Source organism: Candidatus Nanosalina sp. VS9-1 (assembly GCF_047555085.1).
Taxonomy (GTDB): Archaea; Nanohalarchaeota; Nanosalinia; order Nanosalinales; family Nanosalinaceae; genus Nanosalina.
The window spans coordinates 428395-449186 of the sequence record NZ_CP180230.1 but is presented as its reverse complement, the minus strand read 5'-3'; the positions used below and the strand labels follow the sequence as shown (position 1 = coordinate 449186).

25 protein-coding genes are annotated in these 20792 nt (G+C 45.9%); 15 read left to right on the top strand and 10 right to left on the bottom strand.

Features of this window, described 5'->3' with window-relative positions; all coding sequences use genetic code 11:
* Positions 1-24 precede the first annotated feature (24 nt).
* From rrp4 to ACK3SF_RS02585, 9 genes are read left to right on the top strand one after another with little or no spacing between them, the layout of a single operon-like run.
* Positions 25-714, top strand: a complete 690-nt coding sequence (rrp4, locus tag ACK3SF_RS02625) for an exosome complex RNA-binding protein Rrp4 (protein ID WP_414838273.1) — start codon at positions 25-27, stop codon at positions 712-714.
* Positions 714-1463, top strand: coding sequence for an exosome complex exonuclease Rrp41 (locus ACK3SF_RS02620; protein WP_414838272.1), 750 nt, complete (start codon positions 714-716; stop codon positions 1461-1463). Before rrp4 ends, ACK3SF_RS02620 begins: the two co-directional genes overlap by 1 nt.
* Positions 1463-2251 (top strand): exosome complex protein Rrp42, encoded by a 789-nt coding sequence (gene rrp42, locus ACK3SF_RS02615; protein ID WP_414838271.1) that lies wholly within the window; start codon positions 1463-1465, stop codon positions 2249-2251. Before ACK3SF_RS02620 ends, rrp42 begins: the two co-directional genes overlap by 1 nt.
* Positions 2252-2305: 54 nt before the next feature.
* On the top strand, positions 2306-2581 hold the full coding sequence (locus tag ACK3SF_RS02610) for a 50S ribosomal protein L37ae (RefSeq protein WP_414838270.1): 276 nt from the start codon (positions 2306-2308) through the stop codon (positions 2579-2581).
* A gap of 3 nt (positions 2582-2584) precedes the next feature.
* The gene (locus tag ACK3SF_RS02605) at positions 2585-2725 is read left to right on the top strand and encodes a DNA-directed RNA polymerase subunit P (RefSeq protein WP_414838269.1); all 141 of its coding nucleotides are present in this window, start codon (positions 2585-2587) and stop codon (positions 2723-2725) included.
* A gap of 14 nt (positions 2726-2739) precedes the next feature.
* Positions 2740-2964: a KEOPS complex subunit Pcc1 gene (locus ACK3SF_RS02600; protein ID WP_414838268.1), complete on the top strand. Its 225-nt coding sequence runs from the start codon at positions 2740-2742 to the stop codon at positions 2962-2964.
* Positions 2965-2980: 16 nt separating this feature from the next.
* Positions 2981-3313: a prefoldin subunit beta gene (locus tag ACK3SF_RS02595; protein ID WP_414838267.1), complete on the top strand. Its 333-nt coding sequence runs from the start codon at positions 2981-2983 to the stop codon at positions 3311-3313.
* A 3-nt stretch (positions 3314-3316) separates the two neighbouring features.
* Positions 3317-3562 carry a UPF0147 family protein gene (locus tag ACK3SF_RS02590; protein ID WP_414838266.1) on the top strand — a complete coding sequence of 82 codons (246 nt, stop codon included), beginning with the start codon at positions 3317-3319 and terminating at the stop codon, positions 3560-3562.
* Between the two features lie 57 nt (positions 3563-3619).
* Positions 3620-3994 carry a cell division protein SepF gene (locus ACK3SF_RS02585; RefSeq protein WP_414838265.1) on the top strand — a complete coding sequence of 125 codons (375 nt, stop codon included), beginning with the start codon at positions 3620-3622 and terminating at the stop codon, positions 3992-3994.
* A 76-nt stretch (positions 3995-4070) separates the two neighbouring features.
* On the opposite strand, the gene ACK3SF_RS02580 is transcribed toward ACK3SF_RS02585, so the two are convergent.
* The 4 genes from ACK3SF_RS02580 to psmB form a co-directional block, all read right to left on the bottom strand.
* Positions 4071-4322, bottom strand: coding sequence for a hypothetical protein (locus ACK3SF_RS02580; protein WP_414838264.1), 252 nt, complete (start codon positions 4320-4322; stop codon positions 4071-4073).
* Between the two features lie 57 nt (positions 4323-4379).
* Positions 4380-5819, bottom strand: a complete 1440-nt coding sequence (locus tag ACK3SF_RS02575) for a LamG domain-containing protein (protein ID WP_414838263.1) — start codon at positions 5817-5819, stop codon at positions 4380-4382.
* 77 nt (positions 5820-5896) lie between these two features.
* Complete coding sequence (locus ACK3SF_RS02570) at positions 5897-7774, bottom strand: beta-CASP ribonuclease aCPSF1 (protein ID WP_414838262.1); 1878 nt, start codon at positions 7772-7774, stop codon at positions 5897-5899.
* Between the two features lie 102 nt (positions 7775-7876).
* The gene (gene psmB / locus ACK3SF_RS02565) at positions 7877-8491 is read right to left on the bottom strand and encodes an archaeal proteasome endopeptidase complex subunit beta (RefSeq protein ID WP_414838261.1); all 615 of its coding nucleotides are present in this window, start codon (positions 8489-8491) and stop codon (positions 7877-7879) included.
* Between the two features lie 554 nt (positions 8492-9045).
* Between psmB and ACK3SF_RS02560 the strand changes: the two genes are divergently transcribed.
* Positions 9046-10167, top strand: coding sequence for a hypothetical protein (locus ACK3SF_RS02560; protein ID WP_414838260.1), 1122 nt, complete (start codon positions 9046-9048; stop codon positions 10165-10167).
* On the opposite strand, the gene ACK3SF_RS02555 is transcribed toward ACK3SF_RS02560, so the two are convergent.
* Positions 10156-10527, bottom strand: coding sequence for a hypothetical protein (locus ACK3SF_RS02555; RefSeq protein WP_414838259.1), 372 nt, complete (start codon positions 10525-10527; stop codon positions 10156-10158). The genes ACK3SF_RS02560 and ACK3SF_RS02555 overlap by 12 nt on opposite strands.
* Before the next feature lie 40 nt (positions 10528-10567).
* Positions 10568-10822, bottom strand: coding sequence for a hypothetical protein (locus tag ACK3SF_RS02550; RefSeq protein ID WP_414838258.1), 255 nt, complete (start codon positions 10820-10822; stop codon positions 10568-10570).
* A gap of 52 nt (positions 10823-10874) precedes the next feature.
* On the opposite strand from ACK3SF_RS02550, the gene ACK3SF_RS02545 reads away from it, so the two are divergent.
* Both ACK3SF_RS02545 and ACK3SF_RS02540 read left to right on the top strand, forming a co-directional pair.
* Positions 10875-11972 (top strand): M20 family metallopeptidase, encoded by a 1098-nt coding sequence (locus ACK3SF_RS02545; protein WP_414838257.1) that lies wholly within the window; start codon positions 10875-10877, stop codon positions 11970-11972.
* Positions 11969-12925, top strand: a complete 957-nt coding sequence (locus ACK3SF_RS02540; RefSeq protein ID WP_414838256.1) for an aminopeptidase — start codon at positions 11969-11971, stop codon at positions 12923-12925. Before ACK3SF_RS02545 ends, ACK3SF_RS02540 begins: the two co-directional genes overlap by 4 nt.
* Positions 12926-12948: 23 nt before the next feature.
* Here the strand turns inward: ACK3SF_RS02540 and ACK3SF_RS02535 are convergent, their stop codons facing one another.
* Positions 12949-14058 (bottom strand): DEAD/DEAH box helicase, encoded by a 1110-nt coding sequence (locus tag ACK3SF_RS02535; RefSeq protein ID WP_414838255.1) that lies wholly within the window; start codon positions 14056-14058, stop codon positions 12949-12951.
* Between the two features lie 95 nt (positions 14059-14153).
* On the opposite strand from ACK3SF_RS02535, the gene ACK3SF_RS02530 reads away from it, so the two are divergent.
* Positions 14154-15440, top strand: coding sequence for an amidohydrolase (locus tag ACK3SF_RS02530; protein ID WP_414838254.1), 1287 nt, complete (start codon positions 14154-14156; stop codon positions 15438-15440).
* 254 nt (positions 15441-15694) lie between these two features.
* The gene (locus ACK3SF_RS02525; RefSeq protein ID WP_414838253.1) at positions 15695-16903 is read left to right on the top strand and encodes a hypothetical protein; all 1209 of its coding nucleotides are present in this window, start codon (positions 15695-15697) and stop codon (positions 16901-16903) included.
* Position 16904: 1 nt separating this feature from the next.
* Here the strand turns inward: ACK3SF_RS02525 and ACK3SF_RS02520 are convergent, their stop codons facing one another.
* On the bottom strand, positions 16905-17561 hold the full coding sequence (locus tag ACK3SF_RS02520) for a class I SAM-dependent methyltransferase (RefSeq protein WP_414838252.1): 657 nt from the start codon (positions 17559-17561) through the stop codon (positions 16905-16907).
* A 159-nt stretch (positions 17562-17720) separates the two neighbouring features.
* On the opposite strand from ACK3SF_RS02520, the gene ACK3SF_RS02515 reads away from it, so the two are divergent.
* Entirely contained in the window at positions 17721-18368 is a 648-nt protein-coding gene (locus tag ACK3SF_RS02515; RefSeq protein WP_414838251.1) for a hypothetical protein, read from the top strand.
* Positions 18369-18399: 31 nt separating this feature from the next.
* Here ACK3SF_RS02515 and proS read toward each other — a convergent pair whose 3' ends face one another.
* Together proS and ACK3SF_RS02505 are read right to left on the bottom strand one after the other, a co-directional pair.
* Positions 18400-19878, bottom strand: a complete 1479-nt coding sequence (gene proS / locus ACK3SF_RS02510) for a proline--tRNA ligase (protein ID WP_414838250.1) — start codon at positions 19876-19878, stop codon at positions 18400-18402.
* Between the two features lie 119 nt (positions 19879-19997).
* Entirely contained in the window at positions 19998-20768 is a 771-nt protein-coding gene (locus ACK3SF_RS02505; protein WP_414838249.1) for a formate/nitrite transporter family protein, read from the bottom strand.
* Between the last annotated feature and the right edge of the window lie 24 nt (positions 20769-20792).

Sequence of the window (20792 nt, the reverse complement as noted above, 5' to 3'; positions counted from 1 at the left end):
CGTAATATAAGATGTGGTTTGAATATGTCAAAAGTTAAAGAAGATAACGATATTGTTGCTCCGGGAGATCTGGTGGCGGATGACGGCGAACAGCGCCCTGGTTCCGGAGTATACGTTGAACAAGGTAAAATCTATTCGAAATTTACAGGTACTGTGAAGTACAGCGGAGATTCTGTACAGGTACAGCCGATGGACGGACGCTACATCCCTGAAGAAGGCGATGTCGTCATTGGAGAAGTAACTCGTGTAAGTTACTCCCGATGGAACGTCGATCTGGACTCTCCTTACGAGGGCACACTGAATATCAGCGAGGCCTCTGATCAGTACGTCGACTTGGATGAAGACGACTTGACTGATTTCTATGATGTCGGAGATGCTATTGTTGTCAAGATCGATTCAGTTTCCGAGTCCATGGATGTCGACCTGACGATGCTTGATGACCGATGCAGGAAGCTTGAGGACGGAAGAATCGTTAATATTTCCCCTCACAAGGTTCCACGTGTCATCGGACGCCAGGGAACGATGGTCCAGCAGATCAACAAGAAGACCAACTGTCACATCGTTGTTGGGCAGAACGGGCTTGTATGGATCCACGGACAGTACCCTGAAGTCGCTGCAGAGGCAGTGAAAAAAGTTGAAGAGGAAGCACACACTTCAGGCCTGACAGACAGGATGGAAGAATGGCTTGACGAGAAAATCGAAGGTGAAGAATAATGAGCGAAGAAGAAATTGAATGGTTTGATGATGAAGGAAGAAGAGTTGACGGCAGAAAAGCTGACGAACTGCGAGATACAAGTATGGAGATCGGAGTTCTTGACGAAGCCGATGGTTCTGCAATGGTCGAGATCGGTAACACACGTGTAGTTGCCTCAGTTTTCGGACCTCAGGACTTGCATCCTAAGCACCTTCAGGAAAGTGATCGTGCTGTAATCAAGATGCGTTACAACATGGCTCCTTTCTCAGTAGACGACAGGATGAGGCCTGGTCCTAACAGGAGAGCTAAGGAGATAGGCCTTGTTGCGAAGAGAGCACTTGAGCCTGCTCTGGAGCTTGAAAAGTTCCCTACTGCAGGAATCGATATCTCAATGGAAATCCTTGAATCTGATGGAGGGACACGTGTTACAGGTATTACAGCAGCAGCTCTAGCTCTTGCAGATGCCGGTATTCCTATGAAGGGAATGGTTTCTGCGTGTGCAGCAGGTGTTGTTGATGAAACTCCTGTTCTTGACGTCAACGGGAAGGAGGATAAGGAAGGTAACGCCGATATCCCTATTGCAACGATCAACAAGAGCGATGATGAAAACACGAAGGACGAGGACAAGATTACACTTCTCCAGATGGATGGAGATCTGACAACTCAACAGGTAGAGGACTGCATCGAGCTAGCGAAAGATGGATGCAGACAGTTATACGAGCAGCAGAGACAGACTATCATGGAGAAGTACAACGGAGGTGACCTATAATGAAGCTTAACGAGAAAGATATCAAGAAGAAGGTTAAAGAAGGAAAGAGACACGACGGCAGAGATCTTGAAGAGTACAGAGATATCGAGATCGAAACCGATTACATCCACGAGACAGCTGAAGGATCCGCCAAGGTAAGTATTGGAGATACACAGGTAGTTGTCGGAGTCAGCACAGAAGTTGAAGAGCCTTACGATGACAGGCCTGAATCCGGTACTATCGTTACAAACGCTGAACTGGCACCTATGGCTGATCGAGAGTTCGAGTCCGGGCCTCCTCAAGAGGACGGTGTAGAGCTTGCAAGAGTAGTTGACCGTGGTATCCGTGAGTCAGAAGCTATTGATCTGCAGGATCTGTGTATTGAACCTGGAGAGAAAGTTTACACGCTTTTCATCGATGTTCACGTGTTGAACAACGATGGAAACCTGATCGATGCTTCAAGTCTTGCTGCAATGGCAGCACTGAAGAGCGGCTACCTTCCGGAGTATGATGAAGATGAAGGACAGCTTGACAGGGATTCAAAGTGGAAGGATATAGAACTTTCCACAGAGCCTGTGACAGCCACAGCAAGAATGATCAACGGGGAACTGGTCTTCGATACAACCAAGGACGAGGAAGAAGCCCTTGATGCAAGAATGACAGTCTCCATCGACGAAAACGATCAAGTTGTAGCGATGCAGAAAGGAGAGATAGCACCTTACTCAACGCTTGAAATCGTTGAAGCGATGGAAAAAGTCAGGAAGAAAACCTCAGAGTTCCGCGAGCTGCTTGAAGAGGCCGTGGAATAAAAAAACTTTCCTTTTATTTACTTCAATAGAGCAACTCAAAAGGTGAACTGAATAATGTCTAAAAACAAGTCCTCCAAGCGATTTGGAGCACGGTACGGAAGCAGAATCAGAAAAAATGTAGATGAAGCAGAGTCAACGCCAGAAGGATTTGAAAGAGTCGCAGCAGGAATCTGGAAAGACAAGGAAACCGGCAAGAAAGTAGCCGGTGGAGCATACGACAGAGACACCGGTGCAGACGAAATTCTTTCAAAGGCCTTGAAGTCAGGTGCCACAGTAGAGTTCGAGGAACTTGAAGAGGCAAAAGAAGAACTGGCAGAAGAGGAGGAGTAAAAAATGGCTGCATACATCTGTGTCAACTGCGAGACAGAAGTAGATCTGGAACCTATCGATGAGAAAGTTATCTGTCCAAAGTGCAGTCACAGAGTACTTTTCAAGAAGAGGCCTGAAACTCCTTCAAAAGTTGAAGCCATTTAGAGGCCTTTTTCGGGATGAGGGCTGAGCTTGATATCGAGGCCGAGAGGCCTGACATACTTTATCGATGTGTCAGTCCAAGTCTTGTTACAGATGAAAACGTTAGTTACAGTCTGGAGTTTGATGATGAGGCCTTGAATGTTGTTTTCAGGGCTGAGAGTGGAAGTATTGGCCATTTACGTGGAAGTTCGGATACGGTTTTCAGGCTTTTAAGCCTGTCAAAGAAGTTACTGGAACGTTGAGGTGTAAAGATAATTTATGACTGAAGAGAACAATGCACAGGAAGCAATGATGGAGCTGCAGCAGGTTCAGAGCCAGCTACAGCAGGTTAACATGCAAAAAGAGGAAACACTTACTGAACTTGATGGAATTGACAAGTCTCTTGAAGAACTTGGTAAAAGTGACAAGGGAGATGTCTACAAGTCTGTAGGGAACATACTTGTTTCCCGTGACAGAGAACAGCTTGAAGATGAGCTGGAGGAGAAGAAAGAAGATCTGGAGGTTCGAAAGCAGAGCCTCGAAAAGAAGGAAGAACAGCTTCAGGAAAAATTCAAGGAACTTAGAGACAGGTTCTCAGGTCTGCAGGGATAAACAATGTCAGTAGAAGCAGTTACACAGCAAATGAGAGATCTGGCAGATGAGGGATCTGTTCCTTCAAATGTTGCCGATATGATCAGGGAGGCAGCTGAAGAACTTGAAAACGAGGACAAAGATCTCGAGGTACGTGTCAATACGGCATCATCACTTCTGGATCAGGTAAGCAATGATCCTAACATCAAACAGCACACCAGGACAGAGATCTGGAACCTGGCATCTAAAACAGAAAGCCTCAGCAGCTAAAGACAATATATAAAAACGTGTAGAACACGCTTACAACTAGGAGGTAGCATAACATTAATGCCACTTAATTTTCTGAATAAAGATAAACAGGACGACTCCGAAGAAATTGTAGACGATGACTTTGTTGAGCTAGATGCAGAGGTAGCAGAAGGCAACAAAAAGGCTGTTATAAGAGCCGAGACACTTCAGGAGTTCGACGACATTGAAGCAGTTCAGGACCACCTGAGAAATGATCACATCGTATGGATCAACATCGGACCCCTGAAGAGCCGAGACATGACCAACCTGAAGAGAGCCGTCAACAGACTGAAGAAGACAATCAAAGCTATTGACGGAGACATGGCAGGAGTCGACGAAAGCTGGATCGTGGCCTGTCCAAGCTACGCAGAAATTGCAAGAAGCACAAAAGAGAAAGGAAGTCAGGCCCCTTAAAGGCCCTCCACACATTTATCCGATCTTTTCCTACTTCAAAGGCCGTACACGATCCGTAGTTGAAGAATTTTTTCTATCAAGATTTGAAAGGTATACCCAGAGCTTCCAGGGCCTCTCTAAGCCTATCCTCAAGATGATCAATCCTGCTGGTGATATTTCCAGCACCGAACTGAATCAGATCATTGACACAGGCCTTGCAGTACGTGCTTCCATCAAATTTTATAGCATCATCAGGAAACTTGTCCTCTGGATTAAGAGAATCTTCCGGCTTTCTGCCGCCGAAATCAATTATCTCACCGCAGTTATCACATTTTATCTCGTATACCATAAACACAAGTTCGAAAGTTTCGCTTAAAATTCATACGCCGATCAGAAAAAAATTCTCCTACTGTAAAGTACTTTTCCTTGGAATCCTGTAAGCTCCTTTGTGATAAAGTTTCTCAACTTGAACAGGAGTCAAGGCCTGCTGGTATAGTCTGAGATCATCTATGAGGCCTTCATAATAGTAAGAAGTTCCGTTTTGTCGTGCACCGATTCCGAGGTCTCCTTCAGGACTTAATGTTGGCGTTCCTAAACCTTCTGTTGTCTGGTTTATCATCCTGCCGTTTATGTATAATTTAAGTTTATCTTCAGAGGTATCTCTAATCCCTGCCACATGAATCCATTTGTTTTGGATTAGAGAAGAATCGTGTCGCACATCTGGAAAGGATCCAGATCCATCATCTACTTGGAATATAGGGCCGTAACCAGCCTGAGGATCTCCCTTTTCCAGTTGCCACACATCTCCGCTTCTCATAGCTACCGTGGTCTGGTAGTCAGTACGAGGTGGTTTCATCCAGCAGCATACGCTGAACGAGTCAAAACCTGTCAGAGAATTATCGTTAGAAATTATAACTTCGTCGTTGCTTCCGTTAAATTTTGCTGCTTGTCCATATACTCCGGTATCAAACATAGCTCCGTTGTTTGTGCCGTCGTTGCTGCCCCAAGAATCTGTTAAGTCGCCGTTGAACTTCCAACGTGAGACTCCTCCTTCACTTTGGCCCGGAACCATTTTTTCCTTTTGCTGGACTCCTGACTGAATTCCATTTCCTTGATTATATAATGCATTTATCTCCGGCTTAGAGAGTGCTCTATTATAGAAACGTGCTTCCTCAAGTTTACCATCAAAAAACTCGATATTGTCCGCCCTTGAACCAATACGAACATCTGCACTGGTAAGATCTATCTCAGAAGTACCATCATCTACAGAATTTTCTTTCACTCCATCTACAAACAAATTAACTTTACCATTTCTTCTTTGCCCGACGATATGATGCCACTGACCATCATTTACAGTAGTATTTGAGCTTGGCTGTACATCTGAACCCCCGCTATCGCGAACCCTCAACTTTGCTTTTCCATTTCCATCTTCATCAACTACAATCTTTACCTGTGGAAAAGTACCATCATAATTACCTATTGCCGCATTATTACCTGTAGCAGAAGTTTTCAGCCAAATACATATCGTCCAAGATTCTTGATCATAAGGGCCTTTAGTCGATGTCTGTACATAATTATCACTCCCATTAAAACTGAGTGCGTTCTGTCCAATTCTTCCTGAAGTCCAATTCGATCCATTAATCTGTCCCAAGTTAACCATCGCACCATCATGCAGTACCTGGCCTTCTCCTTTTTCCATAGGATAGTATGCGACGAGGCCTCTAGTCAATGATCCATGCTGGTATCCCTGCTGTAAATTTCCTTCATGGGAGACCTGATCAGCTGTGAGTCCGGAAGAATCCTGACTGTTCTGGAAATCATTGCTGTTCCACGAAAGCTTCGGCATACGTATGTATTGGCTACAGGCATTTATAGAAATTTTTGAAAAAATGTAGGGAATAGGGCCTGTTAGGCCTCTATTTTCTAGTTGAGTCTGTTGGCTTCAAGATTCTGTGGTGCTGATGTGTCGACGTGAAGAATCTTGTGAAGTGTCGATGCCAGCGAGAAGCACTTGGATTCTTCTCCGTGATTCGTGAAGATTCTGTTCGGAGTAGACCTCAGATTCTTTGCGAAGTTGATTATCTGCTGTCTGTCGCTGTGCGCGGAGAATCCTGAAACGCTGGAGACATCGAGATTGACTTCGACTTTTTCGCCGTTGATCTCGATTTCGTCTGCACCGTTCTGTATGTCTCTTCCAAGCGATCCCTCGAACTGGTATCCTACGAAGATAAGTGAGTTCTTCGGATCAGAGGCCTCTTCCTGAAGGTATGACATGACTGGGCCTCCTGTGATACTTCCTGAAGTTGTCAGGATGATGCAAGGCCCATCATCATGAACTTGTTTTCTTTCAGAATGGCTTCCAATAGGCTGTACGTTATCCTTGATGAACGGAGAGTTTTCCTCCTTGAAGATTTTGTCCTGTACCTTGTTCGAGAGGAACTCTGGATAAGCGGTGTGTAATGCGTTGGCTCCCTTGATCATTCCATCGATGTATACAGGGTAGTCAAAGTAGTCTCTGTCCATCTCATCTGCCAGAAGGCCCAGTACTTCCTGACTTCGGCCGACAGCGAATACAGGCACTATGACTTTTCCTCCCTTGCTCAAGGTCTGTTTAACTTTCGAGAGGAACTTCTTGTTGGATTCGTCTCTCGGAGTCTGTTTATCGTCACGTCCTCCGTAAGTGGATTCTGTAATCATCGTCTCCACTCTCTGGAAGTCCGTATCCGCAGCTCTCAACATCTCTGTATTATCGTAGTTGTAATCTCCTGTGTACAGAATGTTGTGAAGGCCTTCTCCGACGTGGATATGTGTCAACGCCGATCCAATGATGTGCCCGGAGTTCTTCAATGTAAGGCGCATGTCCGGCGTGATATCAGTAACTTCTCCAAAGTCAGGCGTGATAGTTCTCTTCACAGCCTTCTTGATGTGTGATGAATCATACGGTGCATCGCCTCCTTCACCGTGAGCCAGGCCTATGTAATCAAGTGTAAGCATAATCATCAGATCTCTTGTAGGCTCGGTACAGTAAAGAGGGCCGTCGTATCCCATCTTGTACAGATACGGAATCATTCCACAGTGATCCATGTGTGCGTGTGAAAGAACTACAGCATCCAGATCCCTGAGATCAAGCTCTGGAGCATTCAGATAAGGATAGTTCTCCTTTGAACCCGGTTCTGCACTTGGATTGATACCACAGTCAAGCAAAACGTTGGATTCCTCTGTCTGGATCAGGAAGCATGAGCGTCCTACCTGCCTGCATCCTCCAAGGCCTGAAACTCTTATCCATTCATCGCCTACAGATTTTTTCAGGCGAATCTTCTCACCGACTTCGTGGAGGAAGTCCTTCCTGAAATCAGGATCCTCTACAGTAAGTTCTCTGGCTCTGTCAACTACCTTTGACTGGATCGCAGGAACTCTCTCAACCTGTGGATCCCACAGAGTCTTTTCTCTGATTTCCTGAAGGCCTGAGCCCTGCTTACCTATGACAGTTCCAGGCTTCTCTGCTCTGATAATCATTTTTCCAAGTGAAGGCTGGAAAATAACATCTTCAAGGCCTGCTTCATCAGTTAAAATTTCCTTTAGATTTTTCTTTGCAGTCTCAGGGTCTCTGAAAAGTTTCTGTGAAGGCCTTACCTCCACTCGTTTCTTAACCTTTGAAACTACTTCTTTAATTACCTCGGAATGATCGAGGAAGAATTCTTTGCTGTTTGTATAAACAATTATGTCCGATGCTTCATATCTAAGATCTGCTATCTGCGCATCTGCAGGCAGAAGATCCTCGACATCGTCTAAGTCTTTCATTTTTGTAATATCACCTAAAAATTGTTTGAATCATCTGTTGTAAACTTCTGAACTGTAACTCTGGATAGGATAGAAAAAGTAGAAAAATATTGAGAGGCCTGCTTACGCAAGCTTCGACTCTATTTCTCTATCCTCTACTACGTTGTAGCCGTCTTCCGTGATCTCTACGACCATTATACCGTTTCCGGATGCTGTATCTCTCTCAATAGCGGACTGTACGGCTCTGATGGCAAGTTCTTTCCCTTTCTCGTGTTCAAGATTGCTCTGGAAGTCATCTTCAAGAACTCCGTATGCCATCTGGCTTCCTGAACCTGTTGCTGTAAACTTTTCATGCTTCATCAGGCCTCCTGCAGGATCGAGATCGTAGAGAACTCCCTCTCCATCGTCGACTCCTCCAAGAATGAACTGGTTCATGAACGGCATCATCTTGTTGCCGTGAAGAATATTTGCAAGCAGTGTGCCTGCTCCTTTAACGCTGAGCTCTTTTGTCTCCAGCTTCTTCATCTTCAGCTGTGAACGCATCAAGCGGACGATCTTCTGTGCATCGCCGACGCTTCCCGCGATAGTAAGGCCCAGATTATCATCAATTTTGTAGACCTTTTGCGCAAACTTGGAAGCTGTCAAGCGGCCCATAGAGGCTCTCTTATCAGCTGCCAGGATTACTCCTTCTTCTGTAGTAAGGCCTACAGTAGTTGTACCGGTTTCAAATTCCTTCATATCCTTTCCCTTCTGTTGAACATTATTTTCCATTAAATCATCACCGAGAAATGCAGTAATCAGGAAAAACTTCCTACGCTTAGATTGACATGCCAAATTTAAATAGGTGAGTGAACGAACGCCGCAGAAACACAAGATAGAGGCCTGCAGAAAAAACACATAGAATTTACAACAGGTATTTAAACGATAGTGTCATAACAGAGTCTATGTCCAAGGCAATCAAGGGTGGACGTTTTATTGAAGGCCTCCAGAAGGGTGGCCGCGTTCTGCAAGAGCTGTAATTATCATAGCTTTAGCCTTGGCTCTAACAGTTCTACAGTTTTTTCACAGTTTTCAAATTCAAAGTGCACTGACTTGACTTCAGCTAGATTCAGTGCCGTATCTATTATTCTGCTGATTATCCTGATTCTGTAGAGGCCTCTATACGCCTCGAAAGTTTCTGTTTTTGGTGATACTCAATCTATGACACTACAACACAACAACATACAACCACACGACACCAAGGTAACTCAAAATCATTCAAATAGCGGAAGCGAAAGCTATCGGTGCCGGAAATGGACCAAGAACAGGACGCAGTAAACTACCATGTAAGGCCTGCAAGAGCCGATGAGATGGATGCTCAGGGTATAGCACAGGCCTACAACGCTGTCTATGAGGATTATCCATTCGTTGCCTTTACTGATCCCGCAATGGTTCAGGAGGAAGTTATTCCTGGAGGAGATAGTGAAAACTTTGTGGTAGAGGTTAAGGGCGGACAGGTTATAGACGGAGAGGAAGTGCCTGAAGATACAGTAGTTGGAACAGGCTCAGTGAAGTTCCATCGTGGTGGACATGAGGCCGAGTTCGGAGGAATTGTCCTTGACCCTGATTTCCAGGAGATGGATGGAGCACCGTTTTATCAGGATCTTGTGAATCAGAGAGTTCAGGTAGCCAGAAACTCCGATGCGGATAGATACGTCACACATCCAGTCTCATCCACACATGCGAAGACTCAGCATGGTCATGCGAAGAAAGGTGCTGTACCGGAAGGCGTCAGTGTTAACAAGTATCCTGAAATCTTCAACGGAGAAGGCCGTGAAACCGTCGTACCGATGGTATATCCTGATGGCAACTACGAATTCACTGCAGGAGATTCCAGAGACGTATTTGTAACAGACGATACTGTAGGCCTTGTAGATCAGGTTCTTTCCGGAGTGAACGAGGAACGGGATGGAGAGGCCTTGAGCAGGGATCTCCATGTAGGGCCTGAAGAAGTGAACGCTGGATACCATTTAACCGAGAAAGTTTACGACGATGAAGTTGGAAAGATGGCGAGCTACCAGTTGACACCGGGCGGCGAACAGTCGATAGATGAAGCTCTGGATGCTGTAGATCAGGCCCTAGAGGACGATGATGTCCGATGGGTTGGTGTGGAGTTTGATGCCAATGATGAATCAGCCTGGGAGGCAAGTCAGGAGCTTTCAGAGAGAGGATTTACACCAGAAAGATTCAGCCCTGAAGCAATGAACTATGATGATGAAGTAAGCGATGCACTTGGATTCCAGTATTCAAAAGATGGCACAGGAGAAATACAGTTGATAGACTCGGCGCTTGAAGCACTTGACGCAACAGGAATAGATTACCAGGACCACGGAAAAGGGCCTGTTGACCATGTAAGAAGAGTATCAGTCGGTTGAGAAAGTCATCAGGCCTTTCAATTCCTCATCGTCAATCATGTAGCCGGTGCTGTAGACTTCGCCGTCTTCAAGTCGGGCAGTCATCAGGCCTTCTCCGTTTTCCACGGCGTTCCTGACATAGGCCTCGCTGGCTTCTATACCTCTGAAGACCGGGAATATCTCTCCCTGTTCTCGGCCTTCTTCAAGTATTCTCTTTATTTCTTCAGATGGTATAACACCTACACCGCCACCGAGATCATATTCAAAAACAACATATCTCTCATCAAGACCTGTAAGCTCTGGAATATCATCGTATAGCTTCTCTGGAGCAGCGTTCTGAACTCTTTCAAAAGTAGTTTCCGGCCTTGCCTGAGAGCTCATAAAACAGGTAATAGGAAAGGAATGATTTATCTCTTGTGATTCAGGCCTCGGGAGTACTGTAGATCTCTACTTCGGATGAATCTCTGCGGACCTCGATTCTGTAACTTCCTTCATCTGTCTCTACTTCATAATTATTGACTATTTCTCCGTCAAGTTCTCCATCCGCCAGAAGTCTTGTGTCGAACCCCATAGCCGATAGAGATTCTCTTACAGATGCTTCAAACTCTCTTCCATCTAGATCTTCATGTTCTCCTTCAGCGTAATCTACCGCCTGCTCAAAACTGTCGAAATCCATAGACATCCATATGTACTGAAAATTTAAGTCTGTTAAACTTCAAGGTCTAGCTATGGACGATAAACAGGAGGAAATACTTGAACTAACGGAGAAACTTGTAGAGTTTAAATCAACGAACGATAATCTCGAGGAGATAAACAAATGTCTGGACTTCATCGAAGAATATTTCTCAGATCCTGAATTCGAAGTTACCAGACACGAGAAAAATGATATACCGTCCATGGTAATCACTTTCGGAGATGAAAACCCTGATCTGATGCTTCACGGCCACATCGATGTGATAGAGGCCCCGGATGAAATGTTCGAAACAGAGAGGAAAGACGGCAAACTATATGGTAGAGGGACAGCCGACATGAAAGCAGGTGTCGCCGCACTGATGACGGCGATGAAAGATGTGAAAGAAGAAAAACCCAGCGTCGGTCTGATGATAGTCTCCGACGAGGAACGTGGAGGATTCAACGGAGCAGGATACCTTTTCTCGGAAAAATACAGTCCTGAATTCGCTATCTCCGCCGAGCCAAACAATATCGACGGCTACCTCGACATAATCACCGATCAGAAAGGAATTCTACAGGTAAAAGTATCTACAGAAGGCCTCTCCGCACACGGATCACGTCCATGGAACGGGGAAAACGCAATGGAGAAATTCATGGAGAAATGGCCTGAAATCAAAGGCCTGTTCAAGGACCACGAAAACGGGGAAAACTGGGTGACTACAGTAAACCTCGGAAAAGTCAGGGCAGGAGACTCGACGAACAAGGTACCTGAGAAATGTGAGGCCTGGCTTGATATCCGGACAGCGAGAGAGTATCCGAACGAGAAAGTTCTTGAAGATTTAAGAAAAATTGAAGGCCTCGAACTTGAGGAATCTTTGAATGAGTCAATGCTGTCGACGGATCAGGAAAATAAATTCGTCAAGTCCCTGAAGGCCTCTGCTGAAAAGTTTGAAGAGAACTGTAAAGTTTCAAGAAAAGAGCCGGGAAGCGACATGCGTTTCCTGACGGAGAACGGGATTCCTGCAGTTGTCTTCGGGCCTGAAGGCTACAATGCACACGCTCCAGATGAATACGCAGTTATCGATAGCCTCGGCGACTATTACAGAATTGTTATGGACTTCATAGATGAGAATTTTCCAGGTGAGAACAAATGAGTCTTAGAGACGGCGCTGAAACGATAATAAATCAGTGTCTGGATGTTAGAGAGGGCGAAAAAGTTCTTGTACTGAATGATTCCAACGATAAAGATCTTATAGACTCTCTTATGGAGGTACTTGAGGATAGAGGCCTGGAACACGAGTTGATCGTGTACGAGGAAGTAGACAGTTACGGAGGTGAGCCGCCGGAACATGTAGCCGATGCGATGAAAAATTTTGACGTAGTGATCGCTCCAACAATGAAATCTCTTTCACATACTGAAGCACGAAAAGATGCTAACAAGGCCGGTGCAAGAGTTGCCACACTTCCTACAGTCAGCAAGGAGATCTGGAACACCAGTCTACAGGCCGATTACGAAAGAGTGAAAGAGATAACGGAGAAAGTCTACAGCCTCCTGGAACAGGCCTCTGAAATAAGAGTTACTACGCCTTCAGGCACCGATCTAAGTTTTGAAGTTGATATCGATACATATGACAGGGATACAGGCATCCTGAACGAGCCAGGTAATTTCGGAAATTTGCCTGCAGGAGAGCCCAACGGCTATCCAGATAAAATATCTGGGACGCTCGTAATAGATCATTTTCCTTTCTCCCCTAAGGCAGAAAAAGTTGAGATTAGGAATGGAGAAGTAGTTGCACTTGAAAGCGAAGGAACAGAGAGTTCAAAGCTTGAAGAGGCCTTTGAGGAGCATCCATGTACGAAGAAGATAGCTGAGTTCGGCTTTGGAACGAATCCCGAGGCTACTCTGATAGGAAACCCTTTACAGGATGAAAAAGTTCTTGGAACAGTTCATTTCGCCTTCGGAGATAACTGCTCCTACATAGATGAAGGCGATGAGAGACGAAATCCATGTGCTATTCACTGGGACTCGGTCTGTGAAAATCCGACAGTCTACTTTGATGACAGAAAAATTCTGGAAAAAGGAGAACCAGTCTTCCTTGAGGAATAAAAAAGAGGCCTTAAAGGCCTTATTTACATTTTTGCGTCTTTGAGATCAACTTCTTCATCCATACGCGGGATGTCGACTTTTCTCTTGATCCTGCGGAACTTGTCGTGATCGTTTCTCTCTAGAAGTGTGATGGCCTCTCCTTCACGTCCCTGCCTCCCTGCTCTTCCGATTCTGTGGGTGTATGTATCAGCAGTGTCCGGCACATCGTAGTTGAAGACGTGTGTAACGTTGTCTATATCCAGGCCTCTGGCAGCGACGTCTGTCGCAACTATGACTTTTATCTCTCCGTTTTCAAATTTTTCCACCATCTCTTCACGTTTGTGCTGGCTCATGTCGCCGTTCAGTTCCTGTGCATCAATCCCGTTCTTCCTGAGTTTGTCGGCAAGCCATCTCGTGGTGTTCTTTGTCTGGCAGAAGACGATAGACAGATCTCTCTCCCTTTCCTCCAGCAATGTGTACAGTGTTGAAAGTTTCTCGTTCTTCTTGACGTTCATGTACTTTGCATCAAGATTTCTGGTGTGCTCTGAGGCCTTGATTCTGATAGTTTCCGGCTCGATATCGTATCTGTCGCACATCTTCTTCAGTGCTCTTGGGATTGTCGCTCCGAACAGAAGATTCTGTTTCTCATCCGGAAGGAAGCTGATGATCTGTTCAAGTTCATCCTGGAATCCCATATCCAGCATCCTGTCAGCCTCATCAAGTATAAAGTATTCGAGGCCTGAGACATCGATTTTTTTCTGTTTAAGAAGATCCAGTACTCTTCCAGGTGTTCCGACGACTATGTTGGCTTTTTTGGCTCCCTGGATCTGTGGATCGTAGCTTACTCCTCCGTAGATCGTTACTGTCTCGATCTTGTCGGGAGAGTTTTTCTCTATCTCCTCTGATACCTGTTTGGCCAGTTCTCTTGTCGGTGTCAGGACTAGGGCCTTCGTGTCGTCCCCTGAAACCTTTTCGATTATAGGAAGTGAGAAGGCCAGTGTCTTACCTGAGCCTGTCTCCGATTCGACAAGCATGTCTTTCCCTTCAAAAATTTCTGGTATAGATTTCTTCTGAACCTCTGTAGGCTCTGTGATACCCTGCTGCTTTAACTGCGAAACCGTTCTTTCCGAAATACCTAACTCTTCAAAATTCATTTTATCAACTTACAGTAACTTTTTACCGGGCAAGCTTTTTGACGCTGCACCCTGAAATCAACACTTCTTAACATTTCAGTTCACAGGCCTTTCTCATGATACTGGAAAACATCCGATTCATTGTAACGCAGAACTCTGAAAGAGAAGTACTGGAAAACACCAGCATAAAGATCAGAAACGGAGAAATAGAGAGTATAGGTGATGTAGAGGCCTCTGAAGGCGAGGAAGTTATCGACTGCTCGAACAGAGCTGTGATGCCGGGCCTAGTCAATGCCCATACTCACGCCTCGATGTCTCTTCTCAGAGGGATTTCAGATAACAAACAGTTGATGGACTGGCTGGAGGACGATATCTTCCCAGCCGAGGACGTGATGAACGCTGACGATATCTACACCGGCGCACTGCTTGCGTCTGTGGAGATGCTGAAGACCGGGACGACATGTTTCAACGATATGTACGAGAGGCCTGATGAGGTTGTTGAAGCAGTAGAGAATGCAGGTATCCGTGCCGTCGTCTCAAGAGGCCTGTTCGACTGGGATGAACAGGGAGAGGAGCGTATAGATGAGGCGAAGAATGCCGTTGAGAAGTATATGGATCATGAACTGGTGACGCCTGCTATAGCACCTCATGCAGTCTACACGTGTAGTGAGGAGCTTCTGAAGGAGATGAAGGATTTCTCGGATAAGCACGGTGTTCCGTATCATATCCATGTTTCGGAGACTGAGGAGGAGAACAGCGATATTCTTGAGGAGGAAGGATTAACTCCTACACAGTATCTTGATGATCTTGGGCTTTTCGATTCGAGCGTTGTAGCGGCGCATGCGGCCTGGCTTTCAGAGGAGGATAAACAGCTTTTCGCAGATAGAAAGGCGAACGTAGCGCATAATCCGGCAGCTAATCTTAAGCTTGGAAGCGGCATCGCAGAGATACCGGAACTTATGAACATGGATGTCAATGTCGCATTGGGAACCGATGGGCCTGCATCTAACAATAATTTCAATCTTTTTGAGGAGATGAAGACTGCTGCACTGGTGCACAAACTGGCTGATCCACGGGATATCAACGAGCAACAGGTGCTTGATATGGCAACTATCAACGGAGCCCGGGCTCTAGGCCTGGAGAACGAGATAGGCTCGTTAGAGGAAGGTAAAAAAGCCGATATAGTTGTCATAGATCTCGATGACCCGGAGATGACTCCTTTCTACGGAAAAAAGGGCCTGGTATCGAACATCGTTTTTTCCTACACCGGGCACCCGGAGAAAGTGATCGTCAACGGCGAAACAGTCATGGAAAACGGAAAAGTGAAGGACGTAGATCAGGAAGGCCTCCTGGAAAAAGTTCAGGGTAAAGTTGAGAAGTTCGAAGCCGCAAGGAGAAAGTAGGCCTGTAGCCTGTTCAGAGAAAAGTTTCTTAAAAACAGGTACAAAACTAGAGTTATATGTTGTCAGTCAGTGGTCACATTAGCACATTTTCAGAGTATAGCCACTATTTCTATCACTGACAGCTCTAGCTTTCTCTTCCAGAGACCTGGAAAATTTTTTGACAGGGCTCGATGAAGAGAGATTCTCTATATACTTGAGGTGAACAAAAAATTACGCATACCGGAAACACGCACACGCATCAGGTGGTTGCCTGAATGGCAGAAACAGATGGAAAAACATCTATAAACGAGGAAATAAGGCGTTCAAGGCCTGAAGACGCAGAGGATATTACAGAGGCCTTCCAGAACGAGTATGAGAAGTATTACGGGAAGTATGTTGATAGTGAGGAGTTGGAGGCCTTTCTGAAGGTTATGAATGAGGAACTTGACGGCGTGAGTCCTGATGAGGTAGTTGGAGAATGGACTGTTGATGAATGGTCTTCTGATGAAGCTCCCGAAATTGTACGTACTGTTGAGGATTCTGATGGAGATTTCATAGGCGTTGGTGCGATAAAGTTTCAGGATAATCTTGCAGAGCTGGGTTCAACGATTATCAGAGAAGATGATAGAAGTCTTCGGTCCAGTGACACAGGTCGGACAGTTTACAGCGAGTTGTTCTCTGATCGCCTTGATACAGTTTCAGGCATGGTTGCTGATCCTGATGATCCTGTAGATATCGCATATACACAGTTACTGGCGGATAAATCTGCTGCAACTCAGCACGTTGCTAATCAGCACGATTTTGCAGTGACAGGAGTGTACGACAAGAAATTCCCGATGGCGTACAGAGGTAAAGGCCGTGTGACTGTAGTCGATATGATCTGGGCTGATTCCCATATAGAGAATGAGCAGGAGCAAGTTTATGTGCCGGAAGCAGCTGGAGACATCGTTACAACAGCAAGGGACAACATCAATGCAAAAAGAGATTCCAGCCTTGATGCTATAACTAGAACAGTTAATACGGCGCATACAGAGCACCGTAATCGAAACTACAAAGTGAAGCCGAAAGCTGTCGGCGATCCTATGAACTTCGCCGAAGTACAGATCGTGGAAGACGAAAGCGGAGACTACACATGGAACGACGTACTTCAGGAGATCGGGGAAGCTCAAAGCCAGATACAGGAAGATGAAGACGATCAGGATTACTGGATAGGCCTCACGCTGGATGCCAACAGCCCATATCTTCCAACTGCAGCAGAGGAGCTTGAAGGACTTGGATTCGAATACGCTGGCTTTAATCCAGGAAAAATAGATCACGGAGAAGAGAACAGAGATGCTCTCGAGATGCAGTACAGGCCTTCAACAGAGACCTACGAGAAACAGTTCGTCAACGAGGCCGCCGACTTCATAAGAGACACAGGAATGAGTCACGGAGACACAGAGGCCTCAACAGGCCACGAAACTTCCGAGGTAATGGAGATCTGAGTTAAAATCCCAGTCTATCCCGGAAGTCGTCGTAGAATCCATCCGGCAGACTGTCCCTGTTATCCCCATAGAACATATTCCTTCCCTCTTCCGGCACCAGGGGATACTGTGTAAAGGCCTCAGTCTCTTCTCCTAAATCGGAGAAATCTTCATAGCTGAGCACCCAGTGATCGGACACGCTATCTTCATTTGCAGGATACGGATCTACATGTATTCCTACAGCGCCTCCAGGCCTCAGGATACTGTGTATCTGATTCAGGGCCTGTGACTGTGTCTCGCCAGGAAACTCCTCTGATTTCTTTCTCCCGATGAACGGCAAAAGATAGTTAGAGACAACTAGATCAACAGAATTATCTTTTACAGGCAAAGAAGTCTCAGGACGGCCTGCCATACCTCGGACATGATGATCAGAATTCCCCTGAGCCCGATCACTGTATATGACACTCTGCGGATCCAGATTAACTGATTCAAACTCACGGCCTGTCTCATCCTCCAGATAATCGACTAGACGGGAAAATCCTGCACCGTTCGAAGACCCCACATCAAGAATTCTTACCGGGCCCGAGACCTCCAGTTCATTCTCAACAACGTATTCCAGAGGCCTCTCCAGTTTCCCGTATCCAGCAGGATTCTCGGTGACAGTCCAGAAATCACTCATGGAAAACTACTGTATGAGAAAAGTTTTTACGTTAAGAGGCGATATAGAGACTTGCGTCAGACATAAGAAAAGATTTAAATGTTATTGCATAGTAACAACATATGGTTTCTGCTGTAAATTCTGCAAATTCTATGTTTCGGGAGTCTTACGGGTGTTTAAATGGCTGAAGATGAACTGGTAGTGGTTCACGGTGATATTGTTTATCTTGGAGGAGAGTTTGATGAGGACTCAGGTAAAGCTTTGTACGGCGATCACTGGGAGGATAGAATAGATTCTGCATTTGAAGAATATGGGCATACAACAGCAGTGGCGTATCTGGATAGAGGATCAGATTTACCGCTGGATCACAAGGCCATCAAAAGGCCCAGAGAAATTAAAGATCAGACACACCTGCCTTACAACTTTCACGAATACGATGAAATTTTGGAAGACGACAGCAACGGCGATCTAAATGAGGAGCAGTTAGAGAGTATAACATCAGAAACAGAAGAAGTTACTCTGGCCGGTGTCTGGCTGAACGACTGCATCTCAACAGTTGTGGATAACATTCTGGAGCATGATCCTGAAATAGAGATAAAAATAGATCCGGAGTATACCGCTGTGAGGCCAGATACATCAGGCCCTGAAGGACTGGGGAACAGAGAGGAAATACTCAACAGAACAGTAGAAGACGTCGAAAGAAACAGAGCCGAAAGCCCTCCAGCAGCTACACAGAGGGCTGAAAAACTGGCAAAGTTCCAGTCAAGATACAGCAGAGAACAGAGAGTAAATATAGTAGAAGACAAGAATCCTCAAAAATCAGAATAAAAAGAAGAAAAATGAGATACCAAAGAACTATCTAGTAGTTCTTGGCAAAATATGCCCATCTCTCGGCGTTTTCTCCGCAGACTGCGCATTCTCCAGAGATTTCTTCTTCTGAGGCCTGTATTGTAGCTGGTTCCGAGTCTTCCTGGAACGGGAGGACTACGATCTCTGCCGAGACTTCTTCCTTGACTTCTTCTTCACAGCTTTCTTTTCCACACCATCGTGTCTTGACGTAGCCTCTTGACTTGCCGATTGTCGCTAAAATTTCGTTCTTGGATTCTGCCTCTCTGATGTTCTCATGCAGATAATCTTCCAGTTCGCTGTACATAGAGGCCTGAATATCTTCAAGAGTTGACTCTGCGGACTCAATGAATTCTTCTTTGTCAATGCCCATCTCCTTGTCTCCAGTGTCTCGTCTCACAGTTGTAACCGCGTCGTCTTCCATCTCATTCGGTCCGACCTCAACTCTGAGAGGTACTCCCTTCAGTTCCCACTCATTGAACTTGTAGCCAGGGGTGCGGTGCTCTCTGTGATCGAACTCGACACGAAGGCCTTCGTCTTCGAGATCTTCAGCCACTTCTTCCGCGTAATCCATGACTTCTTCCTGATTGTCCTCCTGGAAGATAGGTACGACAACCACTTGATGCGGCGCAACGGAAGGAGGCAATCTAAGGCCGTCATCATCGCCGTGAGCCATGATCAAGGCACCGATCGTCCTTGTTGAGAGGCCCCATGACGTCGTCCACGCTGTCTGAGTTTCCGAGTCTTCATCCTCGAAAGTGATATCGAAGGCCTCTGCAAAGTGCTGGCCTAACTGGTGTGAAGTACCTGACTGGATGCTTTTTCCGTCCGGCATCAGTGTCTCAATCGTTGTAGTATACTTCGCTCCCGGGAACTTGTCGTGCTCCGGCTTGTAACCAAGAATCGAAGGAATAGCCAAGTGGTCCTCGATCACTTCCTGGTACTGTTCTAGGCGCAGCATCGTTTCCTCGTCGGCACTTTCTTCTGTTGCGTGTGCTGTATGGCCTTCCTGCCACAAAAATTCTCGAGTTCTCAGGAAAGGCCTTGTATCGGTAGGCTCCCAGCGTACGACGTTGGCCCACTGGTTGAGCCTCAGCGGCAGGTCTCTGTGGCTTCTTACTTCGTCGCTCATGTATGGTGCAATTATACTTTCGGATGTAGGCCTTACTGCGAGTCTTTCCTCCAGTTCTTCGTTTCCTCCGTGTGTCACCCATGCAACTTCGGGATCGAATCCTTCCACAATATCCTCTTCTTTCTCAAGGTAGCTTTCCGGGATGAAAAGCGGGAAGTAAGCATTTTCAACTCCTGTATCCGTGATCTTATCATTGAAGTTTTCCTTGATCGATTCCCAGAGCTTCATGCCGTAAGGCTTGATTATCATGCAGCCTTTGACAGGCGCGTAATCCGCAAGGCCTGCCTTCTTGACTACCTGTGTATACCATTCTGAAGTATCCTGATGTTTATCTACCGTGATCCCGAGTTCCTGACTCACTCGAAAACACCTTGTGTTTTCTGCGTGATACAGAAATTCTTTGAATTTCGAATCATATTTTTGCGCCTCTAAACAAGTGTTTCTCCGGGAAAAGTTTTGAAAGTTACTTGAGTCCTGTGTTATTTTGCGCCTCTTGTGACGTGGCCGTACTTCATGAGGCCTACGAATATCGCTCCTCCTATGGCGTTTCCGATCGTTGCCAGTGAAAGGAAGGAGAGATAATCAATTACAGTGACGCTGTTAGTCGTAAAGAGGCCGAACAGAACTTCGACGTTTCCTGCGATGCTGTGCGGAAGATGCAGCATGCCTATAGTTGCTGTGACCATCCAGATGAAGAATACTCGGCTTATCGTGTTCTCTGCCGAGGAAATCAGCCATGCCAGTAATCCCATCAGCCATCCTGCAAACACTCCTGCAATCAACAGCCAGTGAAGCGGATGAGTAACAAGTTTGGATGCAATTGTTCCGAAGGCCTCCGGACTGATAACTCCAAGGCCTGGCATAAGAAGTACGGCAAGGCCTGTAAATACCAGGCCTCCTATAATGTTTCCTGCGTAGACTATCCCCCATAATCTTCCAAGACTTTTCAGGGAGGCCTCTCCATCGATTACAGGCATCACCGCCAGCGCAGTGTGTTCTGTGAAAAGTTCCGATCTTCCGAGTATGACAAAGATAAATCCTACAGAGTAAGCACTTGCCAGAAGCAGCTCTGTGCTTAAGTCACCGTAACTGCCAACTGAAAGAGTAAGTATTACTCCCATCAGTAGAGGCCCGAATCCTATGTCAAGGCCTGCTGAAAAGCTTGAAAGCAGCAATCCATCGGTATCCCTGTCTATTTCATGGGATCCTTTTTCTATCATCGAGTCGAGGATTTCTCTGGCTGATTTCATACGTTTACTTCTTATCTCCGGTCT